Consider the following 16,094-nt stretch of genomic DNA (forward strand, 5'->3'; position numbering starts at 1 on the left):
CTGACGAAAGACCGGACCCGCGATGTACGATTTCAAGCCCGCCGAACCGCTCGCCGCCGACGCGCTCTACCGCGAGCTCCTCGCCGCTGCGGGCGCCCTGACCGATGGCGAGCCCGACGGCGTCGCCAACATGGCCAATGTCGCCGCGCTCCTGTGGGAGTTTCTGCCCGATCTGAACTGGGCGGGGTTCTACCGTGTCGCGCCTGCCAAGGGCGGCGGAGCCGAGGAGCTGGTGCTCGGGCCCTTCACCGGGCGGCCGGCCTGCATCCGCATCCCCTTCGGCAGCGGCGTATGCGGCGCGGCGGCGCAGGCCCGCGCGACGCAGCTGGTCGAGGACGTCCACGCCTTCCCCGGCCACATCGCCTGCGACGCCGCCAGCGCGAGCGAGCTGGTGGTACCGGTGCTGCGTGACGGGCGGGTGATCGCGGTGATCGACCTCGACAGTCCCGCCCCCGCCCGCTTCACCCGGGCCGACGCCGCAGGCATCGAGGCGCTTGCCGCGCTGCTTGCAGACCGCATCTGATCCTTCCCGAAACGGGACAAGTGGCACGCCCCGCTTGGGCGTATCCCCCTCACGGTGTTAGTCTTTTGCTAACCATCAGCTTGCCTGCTGATTGAGGGGGATTCGCCCATGTCCAAGACCAATTGTGCCCTTCCGCTCGCCGCTCTCGCGCTGCTGGCGGTGCCCGCCGGCGCGCGGGCGCAGAATTACAGCGATCTGCCGCCGCTCGCCCCGATGGGCCAGAACGAGCTGCGCGAGCTGCCGGCCGACATGCGCGCCGCGCCCAGTGCCGCGCCCGTCACCGCGATCCGCCCGACCGAGACGCTGACGATCGAGAACGGGGTCGAGACGGTCACCCGCACCCGTTACATCAATGCGCCGGGCGCGATGCCCCCGCCCCCGCCGCACCAGGGCTACGCCCCGCAAGGCTACGGCTACGGCTATGCCGCGGCCCCCGCGGTGTTCGAGCGCGGGCAGTGGCTCGACGAATGCCGCCGCCGCACCCGCGGGCAGAACCGCGACAACACCGGCCTCATCATCGGCGGGTTGCTCGGCGCGATCGGCGGGGGGCTGATCGGCGGCCTGATCGGCAGCCTGTTCGACGATGACGACGATGACCGCTACGATTGCGACGCGGCGCTCGATGCCTACCTGTCGCACTACGGCACCCCGGGCGCGAGCCGCCAGATCGGCGGCTATGGCGACAACTATGGCTACGCCTATCCGCAGTCCTATGCCTATGCCTACGCCCAGCAGATGGTGATGGTGCCGGTGCGCACCGAGGTGCAGCAGCAGGTGGTGGTGCGCGAGACGATCCGCGAGGAGACCTACACCGTCCCCGGCAGCACCCGGATCATCACCGATCCGGCCCCGCGCCCCGCGCCGGGCCCGCGTCCGACCAAGAAGATGCTCCGCCAGCGCTGAGTTTCACATGGAACACCGGCCCCTCACAGGGGGGGCGGACAGAAAGGCCCCGCAAGACCAGGCGATCTTGCGGGGCTTTTTCGTGCCTGAAGCGGCTTTATCCTAGATTTCTCCGCCGGTCAGCCGCTGGCAGAGCAGATCGAGCTGGTCGAGCGTCGTGTAGCGGATCGTGATCGTGCCCTTGCGCGGGTCGCTCTCGGGCTTGATCTTCACCGACAGCCCGAGGAACTCCTCGAGATGCTGCTGCACCGCGACGATATCGGCGCTTTCGGTGGTGAGGTAGGGCGGCTCGGCCGGGCCGGGTTCGGGGCGCCGGGCGGGCTTCTTGGTGAGGCTCTCGATATCGCGCACCGAAAGCCCTTCGGCCACCGCGATCGCCGCCAGCTCGCGGGCATCGTCACGGCCGATCAGCGGCCGCGCGTGGCCCATGGTCAGCTTGCCTTCCTGGATCAGGTCGAGCACATCGTCAGGCAGCGTCACCAGCCGCATCATGTTGGCGACATGGCTGCGCGACTTTTCGACCATCTTGGCGATGTCGACCTGGATCATCCCCTCCTCTTCGGCGAGGCGGTGATAGGCGCGCGCTTCCTCGACCGGATTGAGGTCCTCGCGCTGGAGGTTCTCGATCAGCGCGAGCGCCATGACCTCGCGGTCCGACAGGGCGCGGACCAGCGCCGGGATCTCGTGCAGCCGCGCCTTCTGCGCCGCGCGCCAGCGCCGCTCGCCGGCGACCAGCTGGTAGCCATCGCCTTCGGGATGCGGGCGGACGATGATCGGCTGGATCACCCCGCGCGTGGCGATCGAGGCGGCGAGCTCTTCCAGCGCGGCCTCGTCGAAGACCTTGCGCGGGTTGCCCGGGAGCGGCTTGATGCTGGCAAGCGGGAGCATCCGCAAGGGCGAGGCGCCCGGCAGCGGAGCCTCGGCAGGCGCGCCGGCGCCTGAGGTAGGCGCCGAGGCGATCTCCTCGCGGCGGACGAGCGGCTCCTCGCGGCGGGTCTCGCCGAGCAAGGCGCCCAACCCCTTGCCCAGGCGACGCGGCCTTTCCGCTCCGTTCGCGCGCGAAAGTGCAGCGATTTCAGAAGTTTGATCAATATTCTCGGTCATGCCGCCTGTCTTTCTGCGGGAAATCGCCCGATCAGCTCGCGCGCCAGCGCCATATAGGCGCGGCTGCCGGTGCAGTGCTGGTCATAGATCAGCGCGGGCAGGCCGTGGCTCGGCGCCTCGGACAGGCGCACGTTGCGCGGGATCACCGTTTCGAACACCAGCTTGCCGAGGCAGTCGCGCACGTCGTCGGAGACCTGGTCGGTCAGCCGGTTGCGCTTGTCATACATGGTCAGCGCAACGCCGATGATGCCGAGCTGCGGGTTGAACCGCTGCTGCACCTGGTCGACGGTCTGGAGCAGCTGGCTGAGGCCTTCAAGGGCGAAGAACTCGCATTGCAGCGGCACCAGCAGCGTATCGGCGGCGCACAGGGCGTTCAGCGTCAGCAAGCCGAGCGAGGGCGGGCAATCGATGAAGCAGATCTCGTGGCCGGTATAGCCGGCGAGCGCGCGGTGCAGCCGGTGGGTGCGCCCCTCGACCGCAACCAGCTCGACCTCGGCGCCCGACAGGTCGACCGTGGCAGGCACGATGTCGAGCCGCGGGATCGCGGTCGGCACGATCGCCTCGCCCAGCGCCAACTCGTCGACCAGCAGGTCATAGCTCGAAATTTCGCGCGCGGCGGCGTCCACCCCGAGGCCGGTCGAGGCATTGCCCTGCGGATCGAGGTCGATCAGCAGCGTGCGCCATCCGGTCGCGGCCATGGCGGTGGCGATGTTGATGGCGGTGGTGGTCTTGCCCACTCCGCCCTTCTGATTGGCAATCGCGATGGTCAGCATGGTGGTTCCTGTCCTCTTCGCGCGCCGATTCATGGTGAATCCGCACAGCTTTCGCGCATCAGGCCTTCACGATGATCCCCGCCTCGGGATCGGTCAACGAATGTTTCACGTGAAACATTGCGCGAATCGAAGGCTTGAGCGCCTCCAATTCCTGCGCTGCCGACCGTCCCTTGGGCAACACGTATCGGGTGGCCCTTGTGGAGAAGGGTGCGGATAGATCGAGAAGTCTGGGGAGAGGCGCAAAGGCGCGTGCCGAAATGGCGCGCGCGGCGAAGGGCGTGACCTTCTCCAGACGCTGCCCTTCGACTCGGCATTTGGGAAGATCGAGCGCTTCGATGGCCCTGTTCAGGAACTCCACCCGCCGCGCACGCGATTCGACCAGCACCACCGGCATGTTGGGGTGAAGCGCGGCTATGACGAGGCCCGGAAAGCCCGGCCCGCTCCCGAGATCGAGCCACGGGCCGCCCGCGTTCGCTCCAAAAGTTTCTGCTTTGAGCAGAGCTTCGCTTCCACGTGAAACATCCACGAGCTGCGCCGAATCGGCGATGTGGCGCTGCCAGATATGCGGCTCGGTCGCCTTGGCGATGAGGTTCTGGCGGCTGTTCTCCGCCAGCACCAGCGCCGCGAAGGCCTCCAGCCGCGCCATGCCCGCTGCGTCGGTCAGCCCGGCGACATAGGCGCGGGCCTGCTCCTCCGTCGCAATCATGCGGCACACCTGCGCCGCGCATGGACCAGCAGCGCCGAGAGCGCCGCCGGCGTCACCCCCGGCACCCGTCCCGCCGCCGCAAGAGTCCCCGGCGCGGCCTTGGACAAGCGCTCGACCATCTCGTTGGAGAGGCCCGGCACTTCGCCATAGGGAAAGTCGGCCGGCAGCGGCAGCGCCTCACTCGCGCGCAGATCGCGCAACTCGGCGTCCTGCCGCGCGAGATAGGGCGCATAGGCGGCGTCCTCGGCCATCTCCCCGGCGAGCAGCGGGTCGAGCGCCGTCACCTCGCCCAGCCAGGGGGCGAGCGCTTCGGGGGTGACGCCATCATAGCGCAGCCACTCGGCGATGGTCTTTTCCCCATGGTCGCGGCGGACAGGCAGGCCATGATCGGCGAGGGCGCGCGCGTGGACCTTCTCCGAATGTTTCACGTGAAACATTTCGCGCACCTCTTCACGCCGCTCCCACCAGCGACGACGCTCCTCGCCGATGCACCCCGCTTCGATCCCGAGCCCCGTCAGGCGCGTCGCGGCGTTGTTGGCGCGCAGGCGCAAGCGGTATTCGGCGCGGGCGGTGAGCATCCGGTAGGGCTCCGAGACGCCCTGCAAGGTGAGATCGTCAACCATCACCGCGATGTAGGAATTGGCACGATCGAGCCCGGGCGCCGCCTTGCCGAGCGCGGCAGCCGCCGCCTCCAGCCCCGCGACCAAACCCTGCGCGGCGGCTTCCTCGTAGCCCGTCGTCCCGTTGATCTGCCCTGCGCAATAGAGCCCGGGGATCGCGCGGAGCTGCAAGTCCGGCGTCAGCGCGCGCGGATCGATGTGGTCATATTCCACCGCATAGCCCGGCTGCACGATCCGCGCCCGCCCGCACCCCGGCATGGTCCGCACCACCTCTTCCTGCACATCCACCGGAAGCGAGGTGCTGATGCCGTTGGGGTAAACGAGATGGCTGTCCAGCCCCTCGGGCTCGAGGAACACCTGGTGCCCCTCGCGGTCACCGAAGCGGTGGATCTTGTCCTCGATCGAGGGGCAATAGCGCGGCCCCGCCGCCGCAATCGCCCCCGAAAACAGCGGCGAGCGGTGGAGGTTGGCGCGGATCGCGTCGTGCCCGGCCTGGGTGGTGCGGGTAATCGCGCAGAACACCTGCGGGTTCACACGGCGCGGGGTGAGCGGCGACATCGTCCAGCCTTCCCCGTCCGAGGGCTGTTCCTCGAGCACCGCCCAGTCGATGGTGCGGCCATCCAGACGCGGCGGCGTGCCGGTCTTGAGGCGGGCCATCGGCAGGTCGGCCCCGCGCAGCTGCCGGGCGAGGCGGTGCGCGGCATTCTCGCCGATCCGCCCGCCTTCAAAGCGCTCCTCGCCGCGAAACAGGATGCCGCCAAGGAAGGTGCCGGTGCACAGCACGCAATGTTTCACGTGAAACATTGTGCCGTCGGCGAGCTCCAGCCCCGCCACGCGCCCGCCTTCGAGCACCAGCGCGGCGGCCTCGCCCTGGACCAGCGTGAGGTTCGCCTGCGCGCGCACCATCGCCTGCACCGCCGCCTTGAAGCGCACCCGGTCGGCCTGCACCCGCGGGCCCCAAACGGCGCTGCCCTTGGAGCGGTTGAGCATCCGGTAGTGGATCGCTCCCGCATCCGCCGCGCGGGCGATGACACCGTCAAGCGCATCGACCTCGCGCACCAGATGCCCCTTGCCGAGGCCCCCGATCGCCGGATTGCAGCTCATCGCGCCAATCGCGCCGAGGTCGAAACTCACCAGCGCCGTGCGCGCACCCATCCGCGCCGCCGCGCAGGCAGCCTCCACCCCGGCGTGACCGCCGCCGATGACGAGGACATCGAAGTTGTGCATGGGCGGGCAGATAGGGTCTGCCGGGCGAATCGTCAAAGTGGATTCGCTGGCGAAGCGGGTCGAAAATGTTTCACGTGGAACATTGCCGGGCACCTGGTGCGCTGCCTCTTCGGGCGCACACAAAGACACATTGAGGGTCGTTCTGAGACGCGGCATCGCCCGTCCTCCTGGGGCCTTTGTGTGCTTTTGTGAGAAGCTGCGGCCTAACCTGCAGGCAATGTTTCACGTGAAACATTTTCGACCGGTGGCTCACTTCCCGACGCAGAAGCGTCCGAACAGGGTGTCGAGCATGTCTTCGGTGGTCGCGCGGCCGATCAGGCGGTCGAAGGCGAGGCGCGCGCGGCGCAGTTCCTCGGCGACCAGCAGGGGGTCGGGCAGGACCGTCGCGGCACGCAGCGCCTCCTCGGCTTCGGCAAGCCGCGCATGCTGGCGCGCGTTGAGAGTCGCCTCGCCCGGCTTGGGCAAAGCCCCGCGCGCAGCCTCGACCAGCGCCTGCTTCAAGGCCCCTACCCCCGCGCCCGTCACCGCCGAAAGCGTGAAGCGCGCACCCGGCTTCGCGGGGAGGCCTTCGCGGTCGGCCTGGGCGGCGGTCTCCCACGCGCCCGCTGGCCCTTCGCCCTCCGGCCCCAGCCACAGCACCGCGTCGGCGCGCGCCAGCGCATCCAGCGCCCGCTCGATTCCGATCGCTTCGATCGCGTCCGGAGAGCCCTCCCGCAGCCCCGCCGTGTCGACGAAGGTGAAGGGCACGCCGCCGATCGCGACCGAGCGCTCGATCACATCGCGCGTCGTCCCCGCGATGGGCGAGGTGATGGCCGCCTCGCTTTCCACCAGCGCGTTGAACAAGGTCGATTTGCCCGCATTGGGCGGTCCGGCGAGCACCACGCGGAAACCCTCCCCCAGCCTCTCGGAACGCGGGCGGGCAAGCCAATCGGCGAGTTCATCGGCCAGCGCGGCAATGTTCCACGTGAAACATTCGGGCAGATCGGCGCTGTCCTCCTCGTCCGAGAAGTCGAGCACACCTTCGACTTCGGCCGATAGCCCGAGCAGCCGGTCGCGCCAGCCCTCGACCTGCCGCGACAACGCCCCGCCCGCATTGGCGAGGGCAGCGGCGCGCTGCAATTCGGTCTCGGCGGAAAGGAGGTCGGCAAGGCCCTCCGCCTCGGCGAGATCGATCCGGCCATTGGCAAAGGCGCGGCGGGTGAACTCACCCGGCTCGGCGCGCCGGGTCCCGCGAAGCGCAGCGAGCGCCCCCTCCACCGCCGCCACCACCGCGCGGCCGCCGTGACAGTGAAATTCGGCAAGGTCCTCGCCGGTCGCCGTGTTCGGCCCGGGGAACCACAGCACCAGCGCCTCGTCGAGCAGTGCGCCGTCGCCAGCGCGCAGCCGTGCCAGCGAGGCACGGCGGGGCTCGGGCGCCCTGCCCGCCAGCGCCAGCAAGGCCCCCCGCGCCGCCGGGCCCGAGACGCGGATCACCCCCACGCCCGCCGGCGGCGCGCCGCTCGACAGCGCAAAGATCGTATCCGCAGCGCTCACAGCGTCAGTCGGAGGACTTTTTCGATCCCGCAGCACCCGCCGCCGCCTTCATCGAGCCTTCGACAAAATTCTGGAAGAGCTTCATCCCCATCTGCCCCATCGGCGCCAGCGCACTGGCATATTGCTGGAGCTGGTCCGGGCTCGAGACACCCTGCATCGCCTTGGTGAGGTTCTCGACATAGACGTTGTTGGCCGCGCTCACATCGGGCAGGCCCATGAAGCTGCGCGCCTCTTCCGGGGTGCAGTCGATTTCGATGGTGATCTTCACAGGCGCTGTCTTCCCCTCGTCATCCCTGCTTCATTTGCGCTTGGCAGGGCTGCAAGGCAAGAGATAGACCGGCGCTGCGAAGGAGAGACCCCGATGAGCCTCAATGCCACCATCCCCACGCTTGAAGGTGACGCAAGCTTCGGCGCCTATGTCGCGCAGCCCCAGGGCATCGCGCGGGCGGCGATCATCGTCATCCAGGAAATCTTCGGGGTGAACCCCGGCATCCGCCAGAAGTGCGACAAGCTGGCGGCCGAGGGCTATCTTGCGGTCGCGCCCGATCTGTTCTGGCGGATCGAACCGGGCATCACGCTCGATCCCGATGTCGAGCCGGAATTTGGCCGAGCCCTCGGCCTGTTCGGCGAGTTCGACCAGGACGCCGGGATCCGCGATATCGAGGCGACCATCCACCACATCCGCCGCACCCTCGGCGTCGCCAAGGTCGGCTGCGTCGGCTACTGCCTCGGCGGGCGGCTCGCGTTCATGACCGCGGCGCGCACCGATATCGACGCGAGCGTCGGCTATTACGGCGTCGGCATCGACGCGCTGCTCGGCGAGAAGCACGCGATCGCCCACCCGCTGATGCTCCATATCCCCACCAATGACGGCTTTGTTCCACGTGAAACACAGGCGGCGATGCACGCGGGGCTTGGCGATCACCCCAGGGTCAGCTTGCACGATTACGAAGGCCTCGACCACGGTTTTGCCACCGAACACGGCAAGCGCCGCAACGAGGAAGCCGCGAACCTTGCCGATGGGCGGACGGCGGCGTTCTTTGCGGAACACCTCGGGTGAAGACTTTCGCGCCGGCCTTCACGGCGGCGGTTCACGCGGTACACAATGAATACCCGCAAGCCCTCGCCAGCGCCGGTTTCAACGGGGACGGGCCAGGGTATCCGGACGCAATGTGAGGGAGGGAATGATGGGGAACGCACAGGCAGGCCTCGCCAAATGGCACGCCTATATGGAGCACGGCGGCGATCCCGCGCTGCTTTCCGAGCTGCTGGCTGATGACGCGGTGTTCCACTCGCCCGTGGTGCACACGCCGCAGGTCGGCAAGCCCATCGTCATGGCCTATCTGGTCGCCGCCAGCCACACGCTGGGGAACGACAGCTTCCACTATGTCCGCGAGCTGGTGGATGGGGACGAAATGATGCTCGAATTCGTCACCGAGATGGAGGGCATCACCGTCAACGGGGTCGACATCATCCGCTTCAATGCGGAGGGAAAGATCAGTGATTTCAAAGTTATGGTCCGCCCCTTGAAAGCGATCAACAAGGTTTGGGAAATGATGGGCGCGCAGCTTCAGGCGGCGAAGGCTTGAGCGTTTGGTGGGCGGCGAACCCGTGCACGAAGAAATCGCGCACCGCCTCCGCGATTGCCGGGCACATCCGCTCGCCCGCCTCCTCGTGCATCAGCGTCAGCGCCTTGCCGATGTGGTGGTCGTCGAAATAGCGCATCGGCCAGTGGGGGAAAGTGGCCTCGGGAATCGAGCGCTCGAACAGCACCTCGACCCCGCTGTGACGCATATCGCGGCGGATCGTCTCGAAGGTGGCAAACAGCTTCCAGGTCGGCCCTTCGAGGATCTGGAGCAGATGCTGCCCGGCCTGGAGCAACACCCCCGTCAGCCCCTTCGCCTCGTTGGCGACCCGCGCGTGATAGACCAGCCGGAACATCTCGGCCTTGTCGAGCCCGGGTGTGGCGATGCTGCGATAGATGATGCGGCGCATCACGCTCCCCCTGTTGGTCCGGGGGAGAGAATACCGCATGCAGCTCTGCCAGCCGCTTGCCCGCGATTAGGGGTTTTACACTAGTTCAGGACCGCGAAGTTGACGATCATCTTGCGCACTTCGGGGTCGAGCGCCCGGGGCAGATCGCGCTCGAGCATCTCGCGGCGGGCTTCGATGCTTTCGGCGATCAGCACGCGTTTCATCGCCCAGTCGGGGCAGGCGCGCGCAGGGATGGTGCGGCGGTCGATCACCGAGACCCCGGCGTGGCGCGGGTCGGCGGTGATCGTGTCCATCAGCGCGGCAACCTCGGCCTCCTCGCCTTCGAGCAGTTGCAGGAAGTTGCGGCCGTTGAACAGGAGCAGCCCGGTGATGCCGCGCGCAGGGTTGTTGCGCGCGCTCGCGGCGAGGATGGCGTCCACCTCCTCGCGCGGCAGGGTCGGCGCGGTGCTGATGTAGAGATACTGGCTAAGCACGTATTCCCGTCCGTCCGTTGGCGGCCCGACCCCTCGGCCCTTTGCTTACTGGTTCATCGTTGCGAAGAAATCTTCGTTGGTCTTGGAATCCTTCATCTTGTCGAGCAGGAATTCCATCGCGTCTACGGTGCCCATCTGCATCAGGATGCGGCGCAGCACCCACATCTTGGAGAGATTGTCCTTCTGGACCAGCAGCTCTTCCTTGCGCGTGCCGGACTTGCCGACATCCAATGCGGGGAAGATGCGCTTGTCCGAAACCTTGCGGTCGAGCACGATTTCGGAGTTGCCGGTGCCCTTGAACTCTTCGAAGATCACCTCGTCCATGCGGCTGCCGGTGTCGATCAGCGCGGTGGCGATGATCGACAGCGAGCCGCCTTCCTCGATATTGCGCGCGGCGCCGAAGAAGCGCTTGGGCCGCTGCAATGCATTGGCGTCGACACCGCCGGTCAGCACCTTGCCCGAAGAGGGCACCACGGTGTTGTAGGCACGGCCCAGGCGCGTGATCGAATCGAGCAGGATCACCACGTCATGCTTGTGTTCGACAAGGCGCTTGGCCTTCTCGATCACCATTTCGGCGACCTGCACGTGGCGGTTGGCGGGCTCGTCGAAGGTCGAGGAGATGACCTCGCCCTTCACGCTGCGCTGCATGTCGGTGACTTCCTCGGGGCGTTCGTCGACCAGGAGGACGATCAGGAACACCTCGGGGTGGTTGTCGGTGATCGCCTTGGCGATGTTCTGGAGCAGCACGGTCTTGCCGGTGCGCGGCGGGGCGACGATCAGCGCGCGCTGACCCTTGCCCTGCGGCGCGATGATGTCGATCACCCGTGCGCTCTTGTCCTTCACCGTCGGATCGAGCGTGTCGAGCGTCAGCTTCTGGTCGGGGTAGAGCGGGGTGAGGTTGTCGAAATTGGTGCGCAGGCGGACCGCGTCGGGATCGTCGAAATTGACCTTGGCAAGGCTGGTCAGCGCGAAATAGCGCTCGCCATCACGCGGCGCGCGGATCTCGCCTTCGACCGTGTCGCCGGTGCGCAGGCCCCAGCGGCGGACCTGGTTGGGCGAGACATAGATGTCGTCCGGCCCGGCGAGGTAGTTGGCTTCGGGCGAGCGAAGGAAGCCGAAGCCGTCCTGCAACACCTCGATGGTGCCGATCCCCATGATCTTCTCTTCATATTCCTCGTCCTCGGCAAGCTCGCGCAGGATCGAGAAGAGCAGATCCTGCCGGCGCATGGTCGAGGCGCCCTCGACGCCCAATTCCTCCGCCATCGCGACCAGTTCGGCCGGGGTCTTTCGCTTGAGGTCTTTCAAATGCATTTTTGTGGTGTTCCGAAAGTCTTGAAGTGGCCGGTGGGTCAGTACCGCCCCTGGCGAGCGGTGCCCCTTGATGGAGGGGGCTGGGCTTGGAGAAAGCAGACCATAAGGGAGCGCGGGTTGGCGCTCCGATACCGGATAGGTGATCGGGAAATAGAAGCGCGCGCCGCCGAGGTCAATCGGCGAATGCGCGCCCGCGATTCCCGGCTCAGAAGGGCTTGAGGTAGACCAGCAGCACGATCAGGATCAGCAGCACGCCCGGCACCTCGCCGATCATGCGCAGGGTCTTCTCCGAGAGCGGCCTCTGCCCACGCGCCATCTTCTTGGTCTGGCCGACCAGCCAGCCATGATAGCCGGTCAGCGCCACCACCAGCGTCAGCTTGGCGTGGAGCCAGCCCGAGGAAAGCCAGCCGCCGCCATAGGCCATCGAGAGCCCCAGCACCCAGACGATGACCAGCGACGGGGTGAGGATGATTTTGCGCAGCTTCCCCATCCGCTCGGCCCACTTGGCTTCGCCTAGCGAACCGGGCGCATGGTCGAGCATGTAGATGCACTGGCGCGGCAGCATGAACAGCCCCGCCATCCAGAACACCATGAAGATCACGTGCCCCGACTTGAGGAACAGGTAGATCGACAAGATCAGTTCCTGCATCGCGTCAGCCCCTTAGCGCTGCAAGCAATTCCTCGACATGCGAAATCGGGGTGAACTGCCCGATCCCGTGGCCGAGGTTGAAGACGTGCGGACGATCCTCGAAGGCGGCGATGATGGTTTTCACCCGCGCCGCCAAAGCCGGGCCTCCGGCCTCCAGCAGCAGCGGATCGAAATTGCCCTGCACCGGCATCCCCTCGGGCAGCGACTGGTGCGCCCAGACCGGATCGAGCGTCTCGTCGAGCCCGACCGCGTCCACCCCGGTCTCGCGGGCATAGGCGGGAAGCTTGGCACCCGCGCCCTTGGGAAAGCCGATCACCGGGGTATCGGGGTGCGATTGCTTGAGCTTGGCGGTGATTGCGGCATTGGGCGCAATCACCCACTTCTCGAACTGGTCCGGGGCAAGGCTGCCCGCCCACGAATCGAACAGCTGCACGGCTTCCGCCCCCGCATCGATCTGGCCGCGCAGATACGTGACCGAGACCTCGACGATCGCGTCGATGATCGCCTGCATCCGCGCAGGGTCGCGATAGGCGAGCAGGCGCGCCGGGCCGTGATCCTTGGAGCCCTCGCCCGCGATCATGTAGGTCGCCACCGTCCAGGGGCTCCCCGCAAAGCCGAGCATGGTCACTTCCCGCCCGATCATGCTGCGGGTCAGGCGCACGGTCTCGTAAACCGGCTCGAACCGCTCGAAGGCGGGGGTGAAGCTGTCCAGCTCCACCTCCAGCAGCGTCGGCGCAAGATGCGGACCCTCGCCTGCGGCAAAGGTCAGCCCCTGCCCCATCGCGTGCGGCACGATCAGGATGTCGGAGAACAGGATCGCCCCGTCGAATCCGAAGCGCCGGATCGGCTGGACGGTGATTTCCGCGGCGGCCGCACTGTCATATACGAGCTCGAGAAAGCCGCCCTTCTCTGCGCGCAACTCCCTGTATTCCGGCAGATAGCGCCCCGCCTGACGCATGAGCCACACGGGGGCGACATCCTGGCGGACACCTTTGAGCGTATCGAGAAGCGGACCTGGCATAGGGTTCCTTAGAGCAAATCAATTCAATTTTAAAAAGGATGGATGGAGTCTGTTGGCCCTGTGGATAGCGGGAATTACCGGCCTCTGCCGCCTTGCCCCCACATGGCCCACCGGATTCATGCCCCCATCGAATCCGCACGGATTGGACGTCAAGCCAGCTTTATCCTCAGTCTTCACAGCCTGTCGACAAAACTTGTCCCGTGTGCGCAAATCGCCAGAGGAAATGCCTGCGAGCGGGCATGAAAATCCCTCCCCTGCTTGTCCGCCAGTCCCTCCCGTGGTTTATGCGGCGATCTGTTCACAGGGCCAATGTCGAACCGGGGCGCGCATGAACCGACTCAATCTCCACCTCGTATCGGATTCGACCGGCGAGACGCTGGAAATGATCGCCAAGGCGGCGCTCGCGCAGTTCGACAACCCGAGCGTGAACCGCCATTTCTGGCCGATGGTCCGCTCGCTCCAGCATATGGACCGGATCGTCCCCGATCTCGCCGCGCATCCCGGCCTGGTGCTCTACACGCTGGTCAACCCAGAGACCAGGAAGCGGCTCGAGGAGCATTGCCGCCACCTTGGCCTCCCCGCCGTGCCGGTGCTCGACCAGGTGACCGCAGCGCTGGAAAGCCAATTGGGCCAGGAAGCCCATGGCCGCCCGGGCCGCCAGCACATGATGGACGAGAACTACTTCCGCCGCGTCGAGGCGATCCAGTACACGATCGCCCACGATGACGGCCTCGCCCACGAGGAGTGGGAGCAGGCCGATATCGTGCTCGTCGGCGTGTCGCGTTCATCCAAGACGCCGACCAGCATCTATCTCGCCAATCGCGGTTTCAAGGTCGCCAATATTCCGCTGGTGGTCGAAAGCCCCCCGCCCGCCACGCTCTACCGGCTGCGGCACCCGCTGGTGGTGGGGCTGACGACCAGCCCCGAACGGCTGATCCAGATCCGCCGCAACCGGCTCCTCTCCTTGAACGAGGCGACCGAGACGGCCTATGTCGACAATGACCGGGTCAAGGCCGAGCTGCAATTCGCCCGGCGCATGTTCGGCGACAATGGCTGGCCGGTGATCGACGTCACCCGCCGCTCGATCGAGGAGACCGCGGCGGCGATCATCCGGCTGGTGCAGGAACGTGACCGCAAGCCGGCGAGCGAGGGCGGGACGGGCAAGCCGATATGACTCTGATTCTCGCCAGCAAATCAGCCTCCCGCCGAGCGATGCTCGATGCCGCAGGCGTCGCCTATCACAGCATCCCCGCCGATATCGACGAGCGCGCGGTCGAGGCGGGCCTTGCGGGTGCGGCTCCCTCCGAGGTCGCCGAGGCTCTGGCGGTGGCCAAGGCGGCGGCGGTCGCCGCGCTTCATCCGGGCGCGCTGGTGCTGGGGAGCGATTCGCTGGTCGTCTGCAAGGGCCGCCGTTTCGACAAGCCGAAGAGCCGCGATGAGGCTGCCGAGCACCTGCGGTTCTTCTCCGGCGCGGTGATGGAGCTGCACTCCGCCGCGGCGCTGGTCAAGGATGGCGGGTGCGAATGGAGCCACGCCGCCCTCGCCCGGCTGCATGTGCGCGAATTGTCGGCGGATTTCATCGAACATTACCTCGACCTCGAATGGCCCGCAATCGGCCACACCGTCGGCGCGTTCCGCATCGAGGGGCCGGGGGTGCAGCTGTTCACCGAGATCGAGGGCGACCAGTTCACGGTGCTCGGGATGCCGCTGCTGCCGCTGCTCGGCGCGCTGCGCGAGGAAGGGGTGCTGCTGGCATGACCCGGCCCCCCGAAACCCCCTATGCCGAGGTGATCGGCGATCCGATTGCGCAGTCCAAATCGCCCAAGATCCACGGGTTCTGGCTGGAAAAACTCGGGATCGAGGCCGCTTACCGCGCCTGCCACGTGACGCCCGATGCCCTGACCGACTACCTTGCCGAACGCCGCGAAGACCCGCTCTGGCGCGGCTGCAATGTCACCATGCCGCACAAGCAGGCGGTGATGCCGCTGCTGGACCGCATCGATTCCCCCGCCGACGCGATCGGCGCGGTCAACACGGTTCTGCCGTCGGGCAAGGGCGTTCTGGCAGGCACCAACACCGATGCGGCAGGCTTCCTCGAACCGCTGGCGAAGGATCTCGCCGAGGCGCATTATTTCCGCATGGCGCGCATCATCGGCACCGGCGGCGCGGCGCGGGCGATCATCAGCGCGCTGGCGGGCCACGGCTTCACACTGGTCGTCGCGGGCCGCGATCCGGCCAAGGCGTGCGCGCTGCTCGATGAACTCGCGCCCGGGGGCGAACACTACGCCATCGATCTGGCACATTTCTCTGATCCCACCGACTTCGCCTTCGACGACCGCGAGGGGTGCCTCGATCTCATCGTCAACGCCTCCAGCCTCGGGATGGCGGGCCAGCCCCCCCTGCCCCTCGACTGGAGCCACGCCCCGCCGCGCGCCATCGCCTATGACATCGTCACCGCCCCGCTCGTCACCCCGCTGCTCGAAACCGCCAGGGCAGGCGGCCATCGCACCATCGACGGGCTGTCGATGCTGATCGGCCAGGCGGCGACCGCTTTCGAACGATTTTTCGGCGAGGCCCCGCCGCGCGAACACGATGCCGAATTGCGAGCTCTCCTGACCCAATGACCTCACCACAAAAAATCATCGGCCTCACCGGAAGCATCGGCATGGGCAAGTCGACCGTCGCAGGCATGTTCGCCGAGGCGGGGATCCCGGTGTTCGACGCCGATGCCGAGGTGCGCGCGATGCAGGGACCGGGGGGCGAACTCCTTGCGCCCATCGAAGCCGCCTTCCCCGGATCGACCGGCCCCGCAGGCGTCGACCGCGACCGGCTGGGCCATCAGGTCTTCGCCGACAAGCCCGCCCTCGCCCGGCTCGAAGCCATCGTTCACCCCGCGGTGGCCGCAAAACGCGCCGCCTTCCTCAAGGCCAATGCCGACAAGCCCGCGGTGGTCTTCGACATCCCGCTGCTGTTCGAACGCGGCGGGCACGAGGCGGTCGATCTGGTGGTCGTGGTCTCCGCCCCCGAGGCCGTCCAGCGCGCCCGCGTCCTCGCCCGCCCGGGGATGACCCCGCAGAAGTTCGAGCACATCTTCGGCCTGCAACTCCACGACACCGAGAAACGCGCCCGCGCCGACCATGTCATCGACACCGGCACCAGCCTTGCCGAAACCCGCGCCCAGGTGGCCGCGCTGATTGCTTCACTTTGACGACAAAGCGTGCTTGCAAGACTCGGAAACTGGGAGGATAGTCCTGCA

Annotated in this window: 19 protein-coding genes; 8 read left to right on the forward strand and 11 right to left on the reverse strand. The window is 67.1% G+C overall.

Going from position 1 to position 16,094, the window contains the following annotated elements:
• Positions 1-22: 22 nt before the first annotated feature.
• Both D620_RS0100210 and D620_RS0100215 read left to right on the forward strand, forming a co-directional pair.
• Complete coding sequence (locus tag D620_RS0100210; RefSeq protein ID WP_017663763.1) at positions 23-523, forward strand: GAF domain-containing protein; 501 nt, start codon at positions 23-25, stop codon at positions 521-523.
• Positions 524-631: 108 nt separating this feature from the next.
• Positions 632-1,426, forward strand: coding sequence for a hypothetical protein (locus D620_RS0100215; RefSeq protein WP_017663764.1), 795 nt, complete (start codon positions 632-634; stop codon positions 1,424-1,426).
• 102 nt (positions 1,427-1,528) lie between these two features.
• On the opposite strand, the gene D620_RS0100220 is transcribed toward D620_RS0100215, so the two are convergent.
• From D620_RS0100220 to D620_RS0100245, 6 genes are all read right to left on the reverse strand, one after another.
• A complete protein-coding gene (locus tag D620_RS0100220; RefSeq protein ID WP_017663765.1) occupies positions 1,529-2,530 on the reverse strand; it encodes a ParB/RepB/Spo0J family partition protein in 1,002 nt (333 codons plus the stop codon).
• Complete coding sequence (locus tag D620_RS0100225; RefSeq protein WP_017663766.1) at positions 2,527-3,303, reverse strand: ParA family protein; 777 nt, start codon at positions 3,301-3,303, stop codon at positions 2,527-2,529. Before D620_RS0100225 ends, D620_RS0100220 begins: the two co-directional genes overlap by 4 nt.
• Positions 3,304-3,361: 58 nt before the next feature.
• Positions 3,362-4,009, reverse strand: a complete 648-nt coding sequence (gene rsmG, locus D620_RS0100230) for a 16S rRNA (guanine(527)-N(7))-methyltransferase RsmG (RefSeq protein ID WP_017663767.1) — start codon at positions 4,007-4,009, stop codon at positions 3,362-3,364.
• Positions 4,006-5,856 carry a tRNA uridine-5-carboxymethylaminomethyl(34) synthesis enzyme MnmG gene (mnmG, locus tag D620_RS0100235; RefSeq protein WP_017663768.1) on the reverse strand — a complete coding sequence of 617 codons (1,851 nt, stop codon included), beginning with the start codon at positions 5,854-5,856 and terminating at the stop codon, positions 4,006-4,008. Before mnmG ends, rsmG begins: the two co-directional genes overlap by 4 nt.
• Positions 5,857-6,105: 249 nt before the next feature.
• Positions 6,106-7,389 (reverse strand): tRNA uridine-5-carboxymethylaminomethyl(34) synthesis GTPase MnmE, encoded by a 1,284-nt coding sequence (mnmE, locus tag D620_RS0100240; RefSeq protein WP_017663769.1) that lies wholly within the window; start codon positions 7,387-7,389, stop codon positions 6,106-6,108.
• Between the two features lie 4 nt (positions 7,390-7,393).
• Positions 7,394-7,657 (reverse strand): DUF6489 family protein, encoded by a 264-nt coding sequence (locus tag D620_RS0100245; protein ID WP_017663770.1) that lies wholly within the window; start codon positions 7,655-7,657, stop codon positions 7,394-7,396.
• Positions 7,658-7,750: 93 nt separating this feature from the next.
• Between D620_RS0100245 and D620_RS0100250 the strand changes: the two genes are divergently transcribed.
• Together D620_RS0100250 and D620_RS0100255 are read left to right on the forward strand one after the other, a co-directional pair.
• A complete protein-coding gene (locus D620_RS0100250; RefSeq protein WP_017663771.1) occupies positions 7,751-8,449 on the forward strand; it encodes a dienelactone hydrolase family protein in 699 nt (232 codons plus the stop codon).
• Between the two features lie 127 nt (positions 8,450-8,576).
• Positions 8,577-8,978, forward strand: coding sequence for a nuclear transport factor 2 family protein (locus tag D620_RS0100255; RefSeq protein WP_026091831.1), 402 nt, complete (start codon positions 8,577-8,579; stop codon positions 8,976-8,978).
• Here the strand turns inward: D620_RS0100255 and D620_RS15575 are convergent.
• From D620_RS15575 to hemE, 5 genes are all read right to left on the reverse strand, one after another.
• The gene (locus D620_RS15575; protein WP_017663773.1) at positions 8,926-9,384 is read right to left on the reverse strand and encodes a BLUF domain-containing protein; all 459 of its coding nucleotides are present in this window, start codon (positions 9,382-9,384) and stop codon (positions 8,926-8,928) included. The genes D620_RS0100255 and D620_RS15575 overlap by 53 nt on opposite strands.
• A gap of 80 nt (positions 9,385-9,464) precedes the next feature.
• Positions 9,465-9,857, reverse strand: a complete 393-nt coding sequence (locus D620_RS15580; protein ID WP_017663774.1) for a BLUF domain-containing protein — start codon at positions 9,855-9,857, stop codon at positions 9,465-9,467.
• 45 nt (positions 9,858-9,902) lie between these two features.
• Complete coding sequence (gene rho, locus D620_RS0100270; protein ID WP_017663775.1) at positions 9,903-11,168, reverse strand: transcription termination factor Rho; 1,266 nt, start codon at positions 11,166-11,168, stop codon at positions 9,903-9,905.
• A 205-nt stretch (positions 11,169-11,373) separates the two neighbouring features.
• Positions 11,374-11,817, reverse strand: a complete 444-nt coding sequence (locus D620_RS0100275; protein WP_017663776.1) for a CopD family protein — start codon at positions 11,815-11,817, stop codon at positions 11,374-11,376.
• A 4-nt stretch (positions 11,818-11,821) separates the two neighbouring features.
• Positions 11,822-12,838, reverse strand: a complete 1,017-nt coding sequence (gene hemE, locus D620_RS0100280; RefSeq protein WP_017663777.1) for a uroporphyrinogen decarboxylase — start codon at positions 12,836-12,838, stop codon at positions 11,822-11,824.
• Between the two features lie 328 nt (positions 12,839-13,166).
• Between hemE and D620_RS0100285 the strand changes: the two genes are divergently transcribed.
• The 4 genes from D620_RS0100285 to coaE are packed head-to-tail and all read left to right on the forward strand — an operon-like array spanning position 13,167 to position 16,046.
• A complete protein-coding gene (locus tag D620_RS0100285; protein WP_017663778.1) occupies positions 13,167-14,012 on the forward strand; it encodes a pyruvate, water dikinase regulatory protein in 846 nt (281 codons plus the stop codon).
• The gene (locus D620_RS0100290; protein WP_033375720.1) at positions 14,009-14,596 is read left to right on the forward strand and encodes a Maf family protein; all 588 of its coding nucleotides are present in this window, start codon (positions 14,009-14,011) and stop codon (positions 14,594-14,596) included. Before D620_RS0100285 ends, D620_RS0100290 begins: the two co-directional genes overlap by 4 nt.
• Positions 14,593-15,462 (forward strand): shikimate dehydrogenase family protein, encoded by an 870-nt coding sequence (locus D620_RS0100295; RefSeq protein ID WP_017663780.1) that lies wholly within the window; start codon positions 14,593-14,595, stop codon positions 15,460-15,462. Before D620_RS0100290 ends, D620_RS0100295 begins: the two co-directional genes overlap by 4 nt.
• Entirely contained in the window at positions 15,459-16,046 is a 588-nt protein-coding gene (gene coaE / locus D620_RS0100300) for a dephospho-CoA kinase (RefSeq protein WP_017663781.1), read from the forward strand. Before D620_RS0100295 ends, coaE begins: the two co-directional genes overlap by 4 nt.
• Positions 16,047-16,094 lie beyond the last annotated feature (48 nt).

Origin of the sequence: Porphyrobacter sp. AAP82 (assembly GCF_000331285.1) — a bacterium.
Taxonomy (GTDB): Bacteria; Pseudomonadota; Alphaproteobacteria; order Sphingomonadales; family Sphingomonadaceae; genus Erythrobacter.

Excerpts from the sequence above, each read along its gene's own strand:
- D620_RS0100285 (WP_017663778.1), top strand. The coding sequence starts at position 13,167 with ATGAACCGACTCAATCTCCACCTCGTATCGGATTCGACCGGCGAGACG.
- D620_RS0100295 (WP_017663780.1), top strand. The coding sequence starts at position 14,593 with ATGACCCGGCCCCCCGAAACCCCCTATGCCGAGGTGATCGGCGATCCG.
- D620_RS0100290 (WP_033375720.1), top strand. The coding sequence starts at position 14,009 with ATGACTCTGATTCTCGCCAGCAAATCAGCCTCCCGCCGAGCGATGCTC.
- coaE (WP_017663781.1), top strand. The coding sequence starts at position 15,459 with ATGACCTCACCACAAAAAATCATCGGCCTCACCGGAAGCATCGGCATG.
- mnmG (WP_017663768.1), bottom strand. The coding sequence starts at position 5,856 with ATGCACAACTTCGATGTCCTCGTCATCGGCGGCGGTCACGCCGGGGTG.
- hemE (WP_017663777.1), bottom strand. The coding sequence starts at position 12,838 with ATGCCAGGTCCGCTTCTCGATACGCTCAAAGGTGTCCGCCAGGATGTC.
- D620_RS0100215 (WP_017663764.1), top strand. The coding sequence starts at position 632 with ATGTCCAAGACCAATTGTGCCCTTCCGCTCGCCGCTCTCGCGCTGCTG.
- D620_RS15575 (WP_017663773.1), bottom strand. The coding sequence starts at position 9,384 with ATGCGCCGCATCATCTATCGCAGCATCGCCACACCCGGGCTCGACAAG.
- rsmG (WP_017663767.1), bottom strand. The coding sequence starts at position 4,009 with ATGATTGCGACGGAGGAGCAGGCCCGCGCCTATGTCGCCGGGCTGACC.
- D620_RS0100225 (WP_017663766.1), bottom strand. The coding sequence starts at position 3,303 with ATGCTGACCATCGCGATTGCCAATCAGAAGGGCGGAGTGGGCAAGACC.
- D620_RS0100210 (WP_017663763.1), top strand. The coding sequence starts at position 23 with ATGTACGATTTCAAGCCCGCCGAACCGCTCGCCGCCGACGCGCTCTAC.
- D620_RS0100220 (WP_017663765.1), bottom strand. The coding sequence starts at position 2,530 with ATGACCGAGAATATTGATCAAACTTCTGAAATCGCTGCACTTTCGCGC.
- D620_RS0100275 (WP_017663776.1), bottom strand. The coding sequence starts at position 11,817 with ATGCAGGAACTGATCTTGTCGATCTACCTGTTCCTCAAGTCGGGGCAC.
- rho (WP_017663775.1), bottom strand. The coding sequence starts at position 11,168 with ATGCATTTGAAAGACCTCAAGCGAAAGACCCCGGCCGAACTGGTCGCG.
- D620_RS0100250 (WP_017663771.1), top strand. The coding sequence starts at position 7,751 with ATGAGCCTCAATGCCACCATCCCCACGCTTGAAGGTGACGCAAGCTTC.
- D620_RS0100255 (WP_026091831.1), top strand. The coding sequence starts at position 8,577 with ATGGGGAACGCACAGGCAGGCCTCGCCAAATGGCACGCCTATATGGAG.